We start from the raw sequence: 16,144 nt of genomic DNA on the forward strand, positions 1-16,144 counted from the left end.
TAAAATAATGTTATGAAACACTTGAAGCTATACACAAAAGAAGACATTTTAGCTGTTACACGAATCCGGAAATTCGAAACCAAGCTGGGCGAATGCGTTCAGGTGTTAAACGATTTTTCCAATATAGAAGCTTCTTTACTGCAAACCGATGCCGACTATATTATTGTGGGCATTCCGGAAGACATAGGAGTGAAAGCCAATATGGGAGCGGGTGGGGCCGACACTGCCTGGTTACCTTTTTTAAGAGCATTTTTGAATGTACAAAGCAACGATTTTTTGCAAGGGCTGGAAGTGCTGGTGCTGGGGCATTTTGATTTTTCGGACATGAGCGAAGTAATAGAAACCAACGCGCTTACGCCGGATGAAAAGATTGAAGCATACCGGCATGCGGTAAGAACCATAGATGATGAGGTAGAAAATATTGTAAAGCTGATTACGCAATGTGGTAAAATTCCTATTGTAATAGGTGGTGGCCATAACAATGCTTATCCATGTATCAAAGGCGCTGCCAAAGGTTTGTATAAAGCCGGTATGATACCTATTGCGCAAATCAACGCTATTAACCTGGATGCACATGCCGATTACCGCCCTAGCGAAGGACGCCACAGCGGCAATGCCTTCCGCTATGCAGAAGAAGACAACTTCCTGGAAAAATATTGCATCATTGGTTTACACGAAAACTATCTTACCCAGAACACATGGATGGATATGGTCAACAACCCATTCATGGATGTGATTACGTTTGAAGATATTTTCCTGCACGAAAAGCATAACTTTTTGCAGGCTATAGCACATGCCGCCGCCTTTACAGAAGGTACTTTCTGCGGCATTGAGCTGGACATGGACAGCATTGAACAAGTACTGAGCAGCGCTATTACTCCCACAGGTATAAAACCCCTGCAGGCAAGACAATATGTACACTATACAGCTATGGATACCAAAGTGGCCTACCTGCACATTTGTGAAGGTGCTACCCAACTGGCCGATGGCAGAAGAGATGATAGCACCGGCAAGCTGATCAGTTACCTGGTTACCGACTTTGTAAAAAGCCACCAGGCGGTATTGAACGGTAAAGATTAAAATACTTTTATGCTGGCTGGCTTATGTGGTGGAAATAAAATTGTAGCCTGTTGTAAATAAGCTGGTGCGATAAAAAGCAATAAAAAACCGGGTATACTGTAATGCGTATACCCGGTTTTTATTGTATGCAGTATCTGTCAAACTAGCTTTCCATGCTCATTACCTTTTCAAACAAGGTTTCATATTCCTTATTTGCGGTAGCCAGCTTTTGCTGTACGGCTTTGTATTGTTGTTCCAGTGCAGTGAATTTGGTTTTGTCGGAGTAATTATCCGGGTTACCCATTTCAGCTTCCAGCTTTTTGGCTTCTTCCTGAACGCGTGCCAGGTCTTGCTCGGCTTTGCTGAATTGCTTTTGCAGGCGTTGCAGTTCTTTTTTCTGGTCCTGGTCTAAAGCAGCCTTTGGTTGTGGGGCAGCTTTTGCCGGTTGCGCTTCCTGTTTAGGAGCTTCTTTGGCGGGCGCTTCTTTGTCTTTGTTGTTGCGCTGCTGTTTGGCCATTCTTTCCTTCCACTCCATGTACTCGGTGTAGGTGCCTTTGAACTCTTTGATCTCGTGATCAATGATTTCCCATATTTTATTGGCAGTGCGGGAAATAAAGAAACGGTCGTGGCTTACAAATATCAGGCTGCCCTCGTATTTGTTTAAGGCATCGGCCAGCAGTTCCACACTGTGCATATCCAGGTGGTTGGTAGGTTCATCCAACATCAGGAAGTTGGCTTTACTTACAATTACCTTAGCCAGTGCCACGCGGGCTTTTTCGCCACCGCTCAGTACTTTAATACGTTTGTCTATATCATCGCCGCCAAACAGGAAACAACCCAATAAGGAACGTAGTTCCAGGTCGGTTTTGCCACTGCGGGCGGTTTGCATTTCTTCTAAAATGGTATTGTTTAAATCCAGCGCTTCCAGCTGGTGCTGGGCGTAAAAGCTTTCTTCTACGTTGTGGCCCCATACTCTTTCGCCGGAATAAGATTCTGTGCCGGCAATAATGCGCAACACGGTAGATTTACCTTTACCGTTGGCACCGATCAGGGCAATTTTATCGCCACGTTCAATTTCTGCAACTGCGCCGCTGATAATGGTATTTTCGCCAAACTGCTTGCTTACTCCTTTTAAATCTACCAGCACTTTACCCGGCTGTTTGTCTATCTGGAAGTTAATGCGCAGGTTAGGCCTTTCAATCTCTACCTGTTCAATGCGGTCAATTTTATCCAGGCGTTTCATGGCGCTTTGAGCAGCGGCAGCCTTGCTGGCTTTAGCCTTAAAGCGTTCGATAAAGCGCTCTTGCTGGCGTATGTAATCCTGCTGGTTTTCATAAGCCCGCTGTTGCATTTCAACGCGTATCTCTTTCTCTTTCTCGTAATATTCGTAGTTGCCGCTGTAAATATGCAGTTCCTGCTGGTACAGGTCTACAATTTTGTTTACCATGCGGTTGAGGAAAAACTTATCGTGGCTCACAATTACCACACTGCCCTGGTAGTGGGTGAGGTATTTTTCCAGCCATTCGATAGAAGGTAAGTCCAGGTGGTTGGTAGGTTCATCCAACAACAGTACGTCCGGTGCCTGTAATATCATTTTCGCCAGCAGCACGCGCATACGCCAGCCACCGCTGAACTCTTTATACGGGCGGTTTACATCAGCATTGCTGAAGCCTAAGCCTTGCAGTACTTCTTCGGTGCGGTGGTGAATGGTGTAACCACCCAGCACTTCGAGCTCGTGCAGTTTATCGGTGTATTTTTCCAGTAACTTTTCATCGCTGGTTCTTTCCAGCTCAATGCCCAGTTCTTCAATTTCTTTTTCCAGTTGCTTTACGCGCTCGAATGCGCCCATGGCCACTTCCAATATAGAATCGTTGGTGTCGAAGCTCAGCAGATCCTGGTGCAGGTAGCCAATAGTAACACCGCGTCCTTTTTCTACTGTACCAACAGAAGGCAGGTATTGCCCTACAATCAGTTTCAACATAGTGGACTTGCCGGTTCCGTTATAGCCGATTAAACCAATTCTTTCTCCCGGATGAATGTGCCAGGTGGCTTCTGATACTATTACGCGGGCACCAAACTCGAACGTGACGTTATTAAAACCTATTAACATACCTTATTAAAATAAAAAATTCCGGCAAATCTAATTCTTCTTTATTTAATTTACCTTTCGGACCTATAAAGACAGGCCAAATTCAGAGAGAATCATGCAGCATTTGATACAGGATATTTTAGATCATCCCTTGCCGTCCCTGGCAATTATTGGAAATCTGATAATTATAGAAAGTCTGCTTTCGGTAGATAATGCGGCCGTTCTGGCCACGATGGTGATGGATTTACCCGAAAAAGACAGGAGTAAAGCGCTGAAATATGGTATTTGGGGCGCGTATATTTTCCGGGGTATTGCCATGCTGTTTGCCGCCATATTGATACGTATCTGGTGGTTGAAGCCATTGGGAGGCTTGTACCTGCTGTGGCTGGCGGTAGACCATTATAAAGACAGTTGGAAAATAGGAGATAAGGGCTCGGCGCTGTTTAAAGTGCTTACCCTGGCCGGCCTGGTGGTAGCTATCCGTTTTGATGAAACCCTGAATGCTACCTTATTCGGTGTTATTTGTGCCGTATCGGGCATTTATATAATATACCTGTTGTATACTATTTTTTCCCGCCCGAAAGAAAACCATGATGAGGCGTTGAAAAAGGCGGAGGGCAGGTTTTTGAAATATTTTTCCGGAAAAATAGGTCCATTCTGGAGTACGATTATCCTGGTGGAGATTATGGACCTGGCCTTTTCGATAGACAATGTATTTGCTGCTGTGGCCTTTACGCCTAATATATTATTGGTGTGCATTGGCGTGTTTATAGGCATATTAGCCATGCGTTTTGTGGCCCAGTCGTTTGTGAAACTGATGGAAAAGTTTCATTTCCTGGAAACTGCTGCATTTATTGTTATAGCCATTCTGGGAGTAAAGCTGGCGCTTTCTTTGTACGAGCATTTTCACGAAAGCACGCCTTTGAGCGTGTTTTTGGCGAGCCATAAAGCAGACGTGGTGACTTCCCTGTTAACAGTTGGTATATTTTTTATACCTATGATAACATCTATTCTGTTTAACTTTCCCAAAAAGCATAAGGTAACAGAAGACGAAAGCAACTAATCTTTTATTTAAAACATGATCGGATGAAAAAGGTATCGATTGTAATAGTAGTGGTGGTAGTAGCTATAGCAGCGTGGCTGGTGCTGCGTAAAAAAGATAGCACACCCGAAGCGCCTAAGCAACAGGCATTGGCCATTAGCAAAAACAGTGATGCATTTAACCATGGTTTTAACACCATGCTGGAAAACTACTACAGCCTGAAAAATGCGTTTGTGGAGTGGGATACTGCCAGTGTAATGAAAGCGGCAGCTGTATTAGCCGCCAGTACAGAAAAAGTGCCTTTTAGTGAGTTGAAAGGGGATACTACCATTAAGGAAACCGCTAAAACTTTTGCGGAAAGTATCGCTGCAGAAAGCAATACTATAATAGGTGCACCTGGGATTGAAGAAAAAAGACGTGCGTTTTATACTTTATCGGAAAGCCTGTATAACCTGGTAAGAACGGTACATTATGATCAGACCGTTATTTACCATGTGAGCTGCCCGATGGCTTTTAACGATAGTGAAGAAGCCAGCTGGATAAGTGGCACTAACCAGGTGGAAAATCCTTACCTGGGTAAAAAGCATCCCAAGTATAAGGGTACTATGGTGGAGTGTGGCGCTGTTCAGGATTCTATTGACTTCCGGCAGAAATAGTTCGCTCTAATATCATTATATACGGCGTCTCTGATAATATTAGAGACGCTTTTCTTATCCCTTTACCTTACAACCCTACAACGTATGAGAAGATTACTGCTTCCGGTTTTAATTCTGCTGACTATTGTATTATTGAGTAGCTGCACGTTTACCACTACAACGTTGAGTTATCGCACAACTTCCAAAGAGTTTATGCAAAGCCTGATGGATCAGGACTATGACAAATGTGTGAGTTTGATGGCTTTAGAACATCCTGCAATGAAGGAGATGAACTTAGATGCAGGCAAACTAAAGGAAGGCATACAAAATATGCGTGCTGTTATCACCGGTGAATATGGCAGCCAATTGGACTTTACTTTTATGTCGGCTGAGAAAAGATGGACTTCAAGCGGGGAGGGAAGCACCCTGCCAAATACGACTAAAGTATTGCTGCAAATTGCTAATAAAAAAGAATTTGGAGTGATAGATTTAGTATTTGACGATAGCTCTAAAAAAATACTGAGCGTACGGCAGCTGGATGTGAAATCAGCTATTCCTTCTATGAATTCCTTCTGGCTCTTTGGCCTGATTGCACTTTGTGTTCCTCTTTTTAATATTTACATGATTATAAGAGTGAAGAGAAGCGGATTCCGGAAAAAGTGGTTAAAATATCTTGCTATTGTTTGTTTAAACGTTCCTGCTGTATTATATACTGCGTTTGGGGGAGTTCATATTGAGTTGTTAGATTTTCAAATTTTATTAGGATTTGGCTTTAATTATGGAGGTTATCTGAACTCAGAATGGGCGTTTGGTATTCCTCTCGGTGGGCTTTACATACTATGGCAGCTATATAAGGGCAAAGACAAACTTGTGCAAATGACTATGGAGGAAAAGCCAGCAGATGAAATTGTTGCTGATAAAACAGGTGAAGAGGATAGGGGAACTCAGGCAGAATTATAAAACAGCTACAGTTTAATTAGAAAATTGACATATAAAAAAACGGTTGCATTGCCAATGCAACCGTTTTTTTATATGTCACTCTCCCGGCCAGGAAGAGACTATGGTTCGTATTCTATAATGATCTTAGCGCTTTTCTTAAAATCGGAGGAGAGGGAGAGTTCGTAACGCTTATCGCCGCAGGTGATCACCATTAACGCGGTGTTAGGCGGTACAGAACCTAAATTGTCTGCTACCATTACCAGCTCGTGAAGTTTATCCTGCCTGGTAGCGTGTATATTTATTTCCAGCGCGTTTTTGTCTAAACGGCGCTTGAATAATACGGGGCGATTATTATGGTATACGGTAACCGTATCATTGTCGATATCCCCGTTGTCATATAGTTTAACAGTAATGTCAGGTAAATTTACCTTGATAGTTCTTTCCAGTTTGCTTTCCCGCTCTTTTAAAATGCTTGGTACGGGCACTTGTTCCGGAACTGCTACAGGGGCAGAAACCGTATCCATTAAGGTCAGTTTGTCTTTGTCGGCAGGTAGGATAACATGTGCACTGTCACGTATAATTTTAGGAGCGGTGGTGGGCTTTTTGCCGGTTCGTGCATTGTCTGAAGGTAGCAGGTTGGCTTCGGCTCCGGGTTTTATGCGCATGCCGGGCTTTTTATTCTTGCTGCCATCCAGTAAAAAGTCTTCTTTATAAAAATCAGATTCGGTTACTTTTTTTAAATACACCTTGCCGGCGCCGCAGGGCTTTTTGTCAATCACGTTTTCTGATGTGTAGGTGCCCTCCATTATTTCTTCGTTACCTTCTTTGCGCCAGGTGAGGTAACAGGTCATAGCGCAAGCCGTAGCCATGCCACCCATTGACTTTACCTCCAGCATTTTGTTTTCCTTGATCAATACATTGTGTGCTTTATCCATGTAAATGCCCTGTAAGCTGGCTTTGCCATAGAACACTACGTTCAGGTAGGAATAGGTTACTCCTGATAATGCTTTGTTAGGCTGCTGTTTTATCTGAACCTCATATTTATATTGCTGTTTAAGTGCTCCAATGCCTTCTACAAAGGTTCCCTTCCATATGCCAGTGAGGTCTTGAGAAGTGACAAAAGCGGGCAAAGCAAGCACAAATAGCAGTAAAACCATGTACCTCATAAGACAAAAGTAATAATGCAATATAGCACACAACAGCAAAGAAGCGTTAAAACAATAAAAACTCTATTTTTGTGTCCCATTTTATGATAAATATTACTTTCCCGGACGGAGCAGTACGCCAATATGAAAGTGGCAGTAGTGCATTAGACATCGCCAGGTCCATCAGCGAAGGCCTGGCCAGAAAAGTTTTGGCCGCGAATGTCAATGGCCAGGTATGGGACGCCACAAGGCCCCTTACCGAAGACGCAAGCGTGAAGTTTCTGACGTGGGACGACACGGATGGCAAGTCTACGTTCTGGCATTCCTCTGCTCACCTGATGGCCGAAGCGGTGGAAAGTTTGTTCCCTGGCGCTAAATTCTGGGTAGGACCTGCTTTGGATAAAGGCTTCTACTATGATATAGACCTGGGCGATCGTAAGATGAGCGAAGACGATCTGGCGGTACTGGAAAAGAAAATGACAGAGCTGGCGAAGCAAAACAACGCCTACATCCGTAAAGAAATGCCTAAAGCAGAAGCGGTGGCTTACTTTACAGAGAAAGGGGATGAGTACAAGCTGGACCTGTTAAAGAACCTGGAAGACGGGAAGATCAGTTTCTATACCCAGGGACAGTTTACCGATTTATGTCGCGGACCACACATTCCTGCTACCGGTACTATCAAAGCGATTAAGTTAACCAGTATAGCCGGTGCTTACTGGAAGGGGGATGAAAAGAATAAGCAACTTACCCGTATATATGGTGTAACCTTCCCTACACAGAAAGAGTTGGATGAGTACATTCTGATGCTGGAGGAAGCTAAAAAACGCGACCACCGCAAACTGGGTAAAGAACTGGGTATTTATACCATGGACGATGATGTGGGTCCGGGTTTGCCTTTATGGATGCCTAATGGTACTATTATTATAGAAGAGCTGGAGAAGCTGGCGAAAGAAACAGAAGAAGATGCGGAGTATAAGCGTGTGGTTACGCCGCACCTGGCTAAAGAAAGCATGTACTTAACCAGCGGTCACCTGCCTTATTATGCAGATAGTATGTATCCTGCCATGGAAATGGACGGTACCAAATACTACCTGAAGGCCATGAACTGTCCGCACCACCACAAAATATTTGCGGCAGAGCCAAGAAGTTATAAAGACCTTCCGTTGCGTTTGGCTGAATACGGCACCTGCTATCGTTATGAGCAGAGTGGTGAGCTGTTTGGCCTGATGCGTGTACGTTGCCTGCATATGAACGATGCGCATATTTACTGTACCAAAGAGCAGTTTGCGCAGGAGTTTAAGGCCGTGAACGCGATGTACCTGAAATATTTTGCCCTGTTTGGTATTGATAAATATGTAATGCGTTTATCGCTGCACGAGCCATCCAAACTGGGTCAGAAATACATTAACGAGCCTGAGCTGTGGTTAGAAACAGAGCAGATGGTGCGTGAGGTGCTGACAGAAATGGGAACTCCTTTTGTGGAAGTTCCGGACGAGGGCGCGTTCTATGGTCCGAAAATTGATGTTCAAATCTGGAGTGCAATTGGCCGTGAATTTACCCTGGCTACCAACCAGGTGGATTTTGCCCAGGGTCGCCGTTTTAAACTGGAATATGCCACTAAGGATAATACCGCAGAAGCGCCATTGATCATTCACAGGGCGCCGCTGGGTACCCATGAAAGGTTTATCGGCTTCCTGCTGGAACATTATGCTGGCAAATTCCCGGTTTGGTTAGCACCACAACAGGTAAAAATTCTACCTATCAGCGACAAATTTCTGCCTTATGCAGAGGAAGTAAAAAAACAATTACGCAAAGCGCGTGTTAGAGTAGATATTGACGACCGTAGCGAAAAGATTGGTAAAAAGATCCGTGACACCGAATTAAGCCGTGTTCCGTACATGCTGATTATAGGCGAAAAAGAGGTGGAAGAAGGACGTTTATCTGTTCGCAGACAGGGTGTTGGAGATACCGGCAGCGTAACCGTGCAGGAGTTTATTAACACTATTGTAGAGGAAATTGCTGAAAGAAAAGCATAAAAGGATTATTTTTAGGTTGAAAATCATTTTTTACTAAACAACAATGAATGGCTTTACCAAATAGAGGGGGAGGGGGCAGAATGAATCCCCGGTTTAACAGGCAACCAGAGCCTGAACATCGCATTAACGAAAGAATCAGGGTACCTCAGGTGCGCCTGGTAGGTGACAATGTTACTGTAGGTGTGTATCCGCTGGAAGAAGCGCGTAAAATTGCGCAACAGCAGGAGCTTGACCTGGTAGAAATTTCACCAAATGCCGATCCTCCCGTATGTAAAGTGATCGATTATAAAAAATTCCTGTACGAGAAAAAGCGTAAGGAAAAGGAAATGAAGGCGAATGCCAAGCAGAGCGAAGTAAAAGAAATTCGCTTTACGCCTGGTACGGATGATCACGATTTCGATTTCAAAGCGAAACACGCCGAAAAGTTCCTGAAGGATGGCAACAAGGTAAAGGCTTATGTACAGTTTAAAGGCCGCGCTATTATGTTTAAAGACAGGGGCGAGCTGTTACTGCTGAAATTTGCAGAAAGACTTACAGAAGCCGGCGTACTGGAAGGTATGCCCAAGATGGAAGGGAAAAGGATGCTGGTAATGTTTGCGCCTAAGAGCCAAAAGAAGCCGGTTACACCTGCCAAAGCATAATTTTAGCTATCTTATATATAGAAAAAGCGCCCGTTTTCAGGCGCTTTTTCTATTCTATTTACTTCTCTTTGCTGAAAATTTGGAAATCTCAGGTGTTTTTTGCTACCTTTGCAACCCCAAATAGGGAAACATTACCCATATGGCTCTACAAGAGTCCCGTCTGTTCGGGAACGCCAGCAGGGTGTAATCTTACCAGATTATTATTTTATGCCAAAGGTAAAAACCAATTCAAGCGCTAAAAAGCGTTTTAAGGTTACAGCAACAGGAGAAATCTCTTACCAAAAGCCCTTCAAACGTCACATCTTAACTAAGAAGTCTACTAAACGTAAAAGAGCAATGCGCGTTAAAGGCGTAGTAGGCGCTCCTAACAAAGATTTCGTAATGCGTTTATTACGTCTGAAATAAGCAGTAAACAGATTATCTGTTTTACCTGACTTAACATTATCCATTTAATACTTCAAACTGATTTAATATATGCCACGTTCAGTAAATGCGGTAGCATCAAGGGCAAGAAGGAAGAGAATTCTTAAGCAAGCTAAAGGCTTCTATGGCAAACGTAAAAACGTTTACACCGTTGCCAAAAACATTGTAGAAAAGGGTATGACCTACAGCTATGTAGGCCGTAAACTGAAAAAACGCGAATACCGTCAGCTGTGGATCGCCCGTATCAACGCTGCAGTAAGAGCAGAAGGTTTAACCTACAGCAAGTTCATTGACAAGCTGAACAAAAAAGGTATTGAACTGAACCGTAAAGTGCTTGCTGACCTGGCTATGAATGAGCCAACCAGCTTCAAAGCGCTGATCGATTCTGTAAAATAATTGCTTCATAGCAGTAAAAAAAGACCGGAGGTGTATGCTTCCGGTTTTTTTTGTATGGATATATTGTCAAAAAACTATTTTTGCACCGTTACAGGAAATCCTTTTACTTAAAAAGTACAACGAAGCAGCAGGATGAACAATACGTACACCGACCTGGTGAAACAAACCTTTCATTTCCCTCAGGAGGGTTTTAATGCAAACAGTGATGGCTATCTTGAATTCAATGGTCTGAACCTGAAAGCGCTGATAGAAAAGTATGGCACGCCCATGAAGCTTACCTATCTGCCTAAAATAGGGATGCAGATTAACAAGGCCAAAGACATGTTTGCCAATGCGATGAAAAAGCATAAGTATGAAGGGAAGTATTTTTACTGTTACTGTACCAAAAGCTCCCACTTTTCATTTGTGGTAGAAGAGGCATTAAAACATGAGATACACCTGGAAACATCCTTTGCGTATGATATTGAAATCATTAACAGGCTATATGCCCGCAGAAAAATAACCAAGGATACCTTTATTATCTGCAATGGTTTTAAGCAAAAGCAGTATACCAGCCGTATTGCTAAGCTGATTAATACCGGATTCAAAAATGTGATTCCCGTACTGGATAATAAAGAAGAGCTGGATGCCTATAAAAGAAGCGTAAAGCACCCCTTTAAACTGGGTATACGTGTAGCTGCAGAGGAAGAACCTAACTTCCCCTTCTATACATCCCGTTTGGGCATTCGTGCACGTGATATCCTGGAATTTTATGTAGATAATATTGAAGGTTATGAAAATAAGTTTCAACTGAAAATGCTGCATATCTTTTTGAATAAGGGTATTAAAGACGATATATATTACTGGAGTGAGCTGAACAAGATCATCAACCTTTACTGCCAGTTAAAGAAAATATGTCCGGAACTGGATTCCATCAACATTGGAGGTGGTTTTCCAATTAAGCATTCGCTGGGCTTTGAATATGACTATCAGTTCATGATCAATGAAATTGTAGGAAATATTAAGAAGACCTGTAAAAAGGCGGGTGTGCCTATGCCTAATATCTACACCGAATTCGGTTCTTTTACCGTAGGGGAGAGTATGGCGCATATTTACAGTGTAATTGCCCAGAAGCAACAGAATGATCGTGAGATCTGGTATATGATCGACTCTTCTTTCATTACTACTTTACCGGATACCTGGGGTATTGGTGAGAAGTTTCTGATGTTGCCTGTGAATAAATGGGATAACGACTACCAAAGGGTGGTATTAGGAGGTATTACCTGCGATAGCCATGATTACTATGATTCGGAAGAGCATATTAATGAGGTGTTCCTGCCTAAGCTGGAGCATGCCAATAATAAAGGGGACTCGCCCAATAAAGAACCGTTGTATGTAGGCTTCTTCCATACGGGTGCTTACCAGGATCAGATCAGTGGTTATGGTGGTATCAAGCACTGTTTAATTCCTTCGCCTAAACACATTATCGTTGGTCATGATAAAAACGGTAAGCTGGTAGATTGGGTGTATGCAAAAGAACAAAGTGCTCAAAGCATGTTAAAGATCCTGGGCTACATGTAGTAGTTACAGGGATAAGTTTATAAGTGAAAGAGGGAGTATGGTAATACATGCTCCCTCTTTTTATTGTTACCTGTGACAGCTATTACTTGAGTGATCGCAGCTCTATTCGTGAAAAGCGAATCCACTTATAGTTCATTCGGCGCACGTATTTGGGATGTAAATCTTTCTCCTTTTGCACGGCCTGAAACTGGGTGCGGGCTTCTGTTGTGCGGCCTTGTTTCTTGAGCAGCATACCATAGTAATACATAGCTTCCATAGAGTGATGCACCCTGATCACTCTTTTATATTCTTCTTCTGCCCGGCTGTTTTCGCCGGTGCCATCCAGTGTGCGGGCGTACATGATTTCATCTTCCGGCCTGTTAAAACGGTTGTTTTGCAGGGGTAAAGCTTTAGTAAAGTAAGCCAGCCCTTCGGTGTACTGACTATTTAAAGTGTACAACCTTGCCATGCGAAGTAACAGGTCGGGGTCGTTGGCATACAGGCCTGTCAGGCAGGATAGTGTAAGGGCTATAGCTTTATCGTATTGCTGTTGCAGTGTATATTCATCGGCCAGGGCCAATCTGTTGGCGTCGGTATTGGCTAACTTCAGGCGCTTTTCCAGTTCCTTGATGCGAAAGTTGGGAAATAGAGACCTGCGTGCATTACCATTGGATACGCCGGATGAATAGGCGGGTAATATTTCCTGCACCAGGTAAATGATACAGCCGATTACAGGTAAGAAAAACAGCGCGAAGATCCAGTTTTTACGGTCGGTTCGCAGGGCGTGAATAATGCAAATGATTTGAAGGATAGGGATGAGGTAATAATAACTACCAAACAGTTCACCAAAGAACATATATTTTTTATGTAAATAAAATGATTTTTGACTATTTGTGATCAGGCCAGCGCTGCTTTTTCTTCAGGTGATTGTAATTCGTCGATGTATGTTAGTAATTCTTTGAGATAGTTGCCGTACAATTTACGGAAGTACCATTTGGTAAGATAGTGTGCAGCTATGCTTAATACAATGAGTGAGGACAGCATTTTTATCCAGGGGCGCCAGGTCAGGTAAATAGGAGGAGCAGCGCCTTCGTGCAACTGTGCATAGGCTATATAATGGAGACATAGCGAGAAGAAAAGGCACAGGGGAAGCAACGCCATAGAAATCCAATAACAACGTGTTTCGTAGTTTTTGACAATAGTATAAATAACGTTGAGATTGTTTTTTACAGGCAAGGGCGTATTGCCATACCGTTTGATTTTGGCTACCAGATAATATTGAACCATGCATAGTGCAGCGGCAAAGGCGATTACAGAGCCAAAGTAAACGCGTAATACAAATTGCTTACTGGTGAGGGCGACAATGCTAAATGCTATTAAACAAAGCAGGGAGCAAATAATCTCTATCCACAAGCTACGGGTAAGCTTATCCAGTACGGATTTTGTTTGACGTTTCATCAGTCCTGCAATGTCCTGGGCCGAAACATCGGCTGTTGCCGGCTGCTCCAGCTTCTCTTTTAAACGATATTTTAAATCATCCAGTTCCATAAAAGCTTATTGAGCAGGTTCATAATGTTTTTTACTTTCTTCCTTTAAACGGATTTTGACGCGGTTCATTTTTACTGCTACGTTGTTGGCGGTAATGCCCAACATTTCGCCGATTTCCTGGTAGCTATAATCTTCCAGGTAAAGCATAATGAGTGCTTTGTCTATTTTAGAGAGTGTAGCAATGGCTTTGTACATGGCCATTAATTGTTCATCGGCCGGATCGTGGCTATCTGCTATATCAGGAAAATTGTCTGCCAGCATTACCGGGGCCCGGCGTTGCTCTTTTTTAAAGTAAGTGATAGCTGTGTTCAGGGCTACACGATACAACCAGGTGCCAAATTTTGCATCGCCGCGAAAATGGGAAAAGCTTTTCCAGGCTTGCAGGGTAATTTCCTGGAACAAATCTTCCCGCTGTTCTTTATCATCCATATACAGGTTACATACCTTATATATAATGTTGCGATGTTCGGTTAATAATGCAATAAACGATGCGGAGGCTTGCATAAGTAGTAGTTAGTAAAAAACAGGAGTAACGGTATAGCCCTTTTGTCGTAACAGGGCAATAACACCGCTGTTGCCTCCTAAGTGTCCTGCGCCTACTGCAAAAAAGGTGGGTTGTTGTCGTGCCTGTTCCTCTATAATGGGAACCCAATTTTGGTTACGTTGATATAGTAAGAGGGATGCGTACTTGCCGAGGTCGGGATCTTCTGTAATTTCTGATTGCATTTTATCCAGGTCTTTCGATTGATACATCTCTACCAGTTTACTACTGGCTTTTTGTACACTATCGAAATGATACAGGGATTGCATAAAGCTGATGGCCTGATCTTTATAAGGAATAGAATCGAAGATGCTCATTTGAAACGCTACAGTTTCCAGACCTTTTACGGGTACGTTCCGTTCTTTAGCCATTTTCAGGAATATCTGCTCCCAGCCTTCGGGTGTGCATTTCATGAGGGCGGGGTATAACAGGGAAGACAGTATTATAGGTTTGGTATTTTGCATAGGGCGTAAGGCATACCCTGTTTTTTGTTTGAACAGCACGCAAACCGAATCAAAGTCAGCAGGGGATAGCAGATCCTGCAGGCGTTGTTTGTTAGCCATACCCATCCACTTGAGTGATTGTAACTGAAGGGTGGGATCGCTCAGGTCCAGCTCTAAATACAATTGTTGAGTTGCGGCAAAGGCATGTGTTATGGCGGAATCTACTTTCAGTTCATCTGCACAGGCCATATGATAGGTGCCATATAACCAGGAGGAGCTGGTGAGTCCGTTTCCTTTTATTTCCCACAGCAAAGTTTTTTCTACGGGTTTCTGTGCCAGGCACATGGTAGATAAAAAGAAAACGAATACTGGAATAAGGTATTTCATAAATTGATGCTTAGAATAAATTACCCGGATTATTAGTACCGGGATGCGTGCAAATATTACACCTGGTGGTAAAAATAAAATGTATTAGATAGTATTTGATCTGACAAACGAGGATTAAAACAAAGATATTAAGCTGCTGAATATAGGTCATTCAGCAGCTTTTGTTTTGCTAAAGGTAGTGATTCGATAAATGTCTGCATAGGAGTTTTACCAAAGCAATATCTGCCACTATGTGGTCTTTCGTTGTTGTAGTACTCCATCCAAGCATCCAGATCATTTTGCAGATCGTCGATGCTGTCGTACAGTTTTTTCCGGAATGTGACCGCGTAAAATTCTTCTTGCATAGTCCTGTGAAGCCTTTCACAGATACCGTTCGTCTGTGGATGCCGCACCTGGGTTTTGGTGTGATCAATACCCTCGATTTGCAGGTATAGTTCATATTCGTGGTGCTCTGGTTTGCCTTTGTACTCAGTGCCACGGTCTGTAAGAATTCGAAGAAGTGGGATCTGATGTGATTCAAAGAAAGGCAATACCCGATCATTCAGCGTATCTGCTGCTGTAAGGGCTGTTTTGCCGTCATAGAGCTTGGCAAAGGCCACACGACTATAGGTATCAATGAAGGTTTGCTGATAGATCCTGCCCACGCCCTTAATTGTGCCCACGTAGTAAGTATCCTGGGAACCGAGGTAACCTGGATGCATAGTTTCTATTTCACCCTGGGATTCCCGCTTTTCTTTTTTGCGCTCCATTGCTATCATCTGAGCTTCGGTAAGTATCAGACCATCCTGAGCCACACGGGCTTCTAATGCTTTCAGGCGCTTATCAAATACTTCCAGATCATGGCGTTGCCAAACACTACGAACACCACCGCCTGAAATAAAAATACCCTTCTTGCGCAGTTCATTACTGGTCCGCTGCTGCCCCCAGGCAGGATTCTCGAAGGCCATAGTAACCACTGCTTCTTCGATGGCTGGCTCAACGCGATTCTTGATAATAGGTTTCTTTCGGCTGATTTCGTGAAGGGCATTTTCTCCTCCGGTATCGTACAGCTCTTTAATTCTGTAGAAGCTGTCGCGACTGTAGCCCATTACCTTGCAAGCTTGAGATACATTGCCTAAATGAGCCGCTAAATTGAGGAGTCCTAACTTGGTTTTGATTAACTTAGTTTCAGATTTCATGGTCTGACATTTTGGGATTGGTTAAAAGTGTGGTTACTTAAAATTAATCCCATTTGTCAGATCAAATCTTAACTTCTACACATAAAAAACCCTGTGTAAACAC

The 16,144-nt window shown here is 43.2% G+C and carries 16 protein-coding genes; 9 read left to right on the plus strand and 7 right to left on the minus strand.

Going from position 1 to position 16,144, the window contains the following annotated elements:
* Positions 1–12 precede the first annotated feature (12 nt).
* On the plus strand, positions 13–1,080 hold the full coding sequence (locus FLA_RS11320) for a formimidoylglutamase (RefSeq protein WP_076380568.1): 1,068 nt from the start codon (positions 13–15) through the stop codon (positions 1,078–1,080).
* Between the two features lie 142 nt (positions 1,081–1,222).
* Here the strand turns inward: FLA_RS11320 and FLA_RS11325 are convergent, their stop codons facing one another.
* Positions 1,223–3,169 (minus strand): ABC-F family ATP-binding cassette domain-containing protein, encoded by a 1,947-nt coding sequence (locus FLA_RS11325; RefSeq protein ID WP_076380569.1) that lies wholly within the window; start codon positions 3,167–3,169, stop codon positions 1,223–1,225.
* Between the two features lie 94 nt (positions 3,170–3,263).
* On the opposite strand from FLA_RS11325, the gene FLA_RS11330 reads away from it, so the two are divergent.
* From FLA_RS11330 to FLA_RS11340, 3 genes are all read left to right on the plus strand, one after another.
* Complete coding sequence (locus FLA_RS11330; protein WP_084206358.1) at positions 3,264–4,211, plus strand: DUF475 domain-containing protein; 948 nt, start codon at positions 3,264–3,266, stop codon at positions 4,209–4,211.
* Between the two features lie 23 nt (positions 4,212–4,234).
* Positions 4,235–4,846 carry a DUF3347 domain-containing protein gene (locus FLA_RS11335; protein ID WP_076380570.1) on the plus strand — a complete coding sequence of 204 codons (612 nt, stop codon included), beginning with the start codon at positions 4,235–4,237 and terminating at the stop codon, positions 4,844–4,846.
* 84 nt (positions 4,847–4,930) lie between these two features.
* Complete coding sequence (locus FLA_RS11340) at positions 4,931–5,785, plus strand: hypothetical protein (RefSeq protein WP_096510930.1); 855 nt, start codon at positions 4,931–4,933, stop codon at positions 5,783–5,785.
* A gap of 98 nt (positions 5,786–5,883) precedes the next feature.
* On the opposite strand, the gene FLA_RS11345 is transcribed toward FLA_RS11340, so the two are convergent.
* Positions 5,884–6,930 carry a hypothetical protein gene (locus FLA_RS11345; RefSeq protein WP_144264098.1) on the minus strand — a complete coding sequence of 349 codons (1,047 nt, stop codon included), beginning with the start codon at positions 6,928–6,930 and terminating at the stop codon, positions 5,884–5,886.
* An 83-nt stretch (positions 6,931–7,013) separates the two neighbouring features.
* Here FLA_RS11345 and thrS point away from each other — a divergent pair, with 83 nt between their 5' ends.
* From thrS to FLA_RS11370, 5 genes are all read left to right on the plus strand, one after another.
* Entirely contained in the window at positions 7,014–8,945 is a 1,932-nt protein-coding gene (gene thrS / locus FLA_RS11350) for a threonine--tRNA ligase (RefSeq protein ID WP_076380573.1), read from the plus strand.
* Positions 8,946–8,992: 47 nt separating this feature from the next.
* Complete coding sequence (infC, locus tag FLA_RS11355; RefSeq protein ID WP_076380574.1) at positions 8,993–9,586, plus strand: translation initiation factor IF-3; 594 nt, start codon at positions 8,993–8,995, stop codon at positions 9,584–9,586.
* 207 nt (positions 9,587–9,793) lie between these two features.
* Positions 9,794–9,991: a 50S ribosomal protein L35 gene (gene rpmI / locus FLA_RS11360; RefSeq protein WP_076380575.1), complete on the plus strand. Its 198-nt coding sequence runs from the start codon at positions 9,794–9,796 to the stop codon at positions 9,989–9,991.
* Between the two features lie 69 nt (positions 9,992–10,060).
* Complete coding sequence (gene rplT, locus FLA_RS11365) at positions 10,061–10,405, plus strand: 50S ribosomal protein L20 (protein WP_076380576.1); 345 nt, start codon at positions 10,061–10,063, stop codon at positions 10,403–10,405.
* A 132-nt stretch (positions 10,406–10,537) separates the two neighbouring features.
* Positions 10,538–11,965 carry a type III PLP-dependent enzyme domain-containing protein gene (locus FLA_RS11370; protein ID WP_076380577.1) on the plus strand — a complete coding sequence of 476 codons (1,428 nt, stop codon included), beginning with the start codon at positions 10,538–10,540 and terminating at the stop codon, positions 11,963–11,965.
* A gap of 82 nt (positions 11,966–12,047) precedes the next feature.
* Here the strand turns inward: FLA_RS11370 and FLA_RS11375 are convergent, their stop codons facing one another.
* The 5 genes from FLA_RS11375 to FLA_RS11395 all read right to left on the minus strand — a co-directional run bounded on the left by FLA_RS11375 (position 12,048) and on the right by FLA_RS11395 (position 16,041).
* Positions 12,048–12,800: a tetratricopeptide repeat protein gene (locus FLA_RS11375; protein WP_076380578.1), complete on the minus strand. Its 753-nt coding sequence runs from the start codon at positions 12,798–12,800 to the stop codon at positions 12,048–12,050.
* Positions 12,801–12,841: 41 nt separating this feature from the next.
* Positions 12,842–13,492, minus strand: coding sequence for a hypothetical protein (locus FLA_RS11380; RefSeq protein ID WP_076380579.1), 651 nt, complete (start codon positions 13,490–13,492; stop codon positions 12,842–12,844).
* Positions 13,493–13,498: 6 nt separating this feature from the next.
* Positions 13,499–13,996: an RNA polymerase sigma factor gene (locus tag FLA_RS11385; RefSeq protein ID WP_076380580.1), complete on the minus strand. Its 498-nt coding sequence runs from the start codon at positions 13,994–13,996 to the stop codon at positions 13,499–13,501.
* A gap of 9 nt (positions 13,997–14,005) precedes the next feature.
* Positions 14,006–14,863: a TraB/GumN family protein gene (locus tag FLA_RS11390; protein WP_076380581.1), complete on the minus strand. Its 858-nt coding sequence runs from the start codon at positions 14,861–14,863 to the stop codon at positions 14,006–14,008.
* A 128-nt stretch (positions 14,864–14,991) separates the two neighbouring features.
* Positions 14,992–16,041, minus strand: coding sequence for an IS481 family transposase (locus FLA_RS11395; protein ID WP_076383033.1), 1,050 nt, complete (start codon positions 16,039–16,041; stop codon positions 14,992–14,994).
* Positions 16,042–16,144: the final 103 nt, after the last annotated feature.

Source organism: Filimonas lacunae (genome assembly GCF_002355595.1).
GTDB lineage: Bacteria > Bacteroidota > Bacteroidia > Chitinophagales > Chitinophagaceae > Filimonas > Filimonas lacunae.

Coding starts and splice junctions, on each gene's coding strand:
- thrS (WP_076380573.1), top strand. CDS start 7,014: ATGATAAATATTACTTTCCCGGACGGAGCAGTACGCCAATATGAAAGT.
- FLA_RS11370 (WP_076380577.1), top strand. CDS start 10,538: ATGAACAATACGTACACCGACCTGGTGAAACAAACCTTTCATTTCCCT.
- FLA_RS11335 (WP_076380570.1), top strand. CDS start 4,235: ATGAAAAAGGTATCGATTGTAATAGTAGTGGTGGTAGTAGCTATAGCA.
- FLA_RS11345 (WP_144264098.1), bottom strand. CDS start 6,930: ATGAGGTACATGGTTTTACTGCTATTTGTGCTTGCTTTGCCCGCTTTT.
- rpmI (WP_076380575.1), top strand. CDS start 9,794: ATGCCAAAGGTAAAAACCAATTCAAGCGCTAAAAAGCGTTTTAAGGTT.
- infC (WP_076380574.1), top strand. CDS start 8,993: ATGGCTTTACCAAATAGAGGGGGAGGGGGCAGAATGAATCCCCGGTTT.
- FLA_RS11375 (WP_076380578.1), bottom strand. CDS start 12,800: ATGTTCTTTGGTGAACTGTTTGGTAGTTATTATTACCTCATCCCTATC.
- FLA_RS11330 (WP_084206358.1), top strand. CDS start 3,264: ATGCAGCATTTGATACAGGATATTTTAGATCATCCCTTGCCGTCCCTG.
- FLA_RS11380 (WP_076380579.1), bottom strand. CDS start 13,492: ATGGAACTGGATGATTTAAAATATCGTTTAAAAGAGAAGCTGGAGCAG.
- FLA_RS11320 (WP_076380568.1), top strand. CDS start 13: ATGAAACACTTGAAGCTATACACAAAAGAAGACATTTTAGCTGTTACA.
- rplT (WP_076380576.1), top strand. CDS start 10,061: ATGCCACGTTCAGTAAATGCGGTAGCATCAAGGGCAAGAAGGAAGAGA.
- FLA_RS11340 (WP_096510930.1), top strand. CDS start 4,931: ATGAGAAGATTACTGCTTCCGGTTTTAATTCTGCTGACTATTGTATTA.
- FLA_RS11395 (WP_076383033.1), bottom strand. CDS start 16,041: ATGAAATCTGAAACTAAGTTAATCAAAACCAAGTTAGGACTCCTCAAT.
- FLA_RS11325 (WP_076380569.1), bottom strand. CDS start 3,169: ATGTTAATAGGTTTTAATAACGTCACGTTCGAGTTTGGTGCCCGCGTA.
- FLA_RS11385 (WP_076380580.1), bottom strand. CDS start 13,996: ATGCAAGCCTCCGCATCGTTTATTGCATTATTAACCGAACATCGCAAC.
- FLA_RS11390 (WP_076380581.1), bottom strand. CDS start 14,863: ATGAAATACCTTATTCCAGTATTCGTTTTCTTTTTATCTACCATGTGC.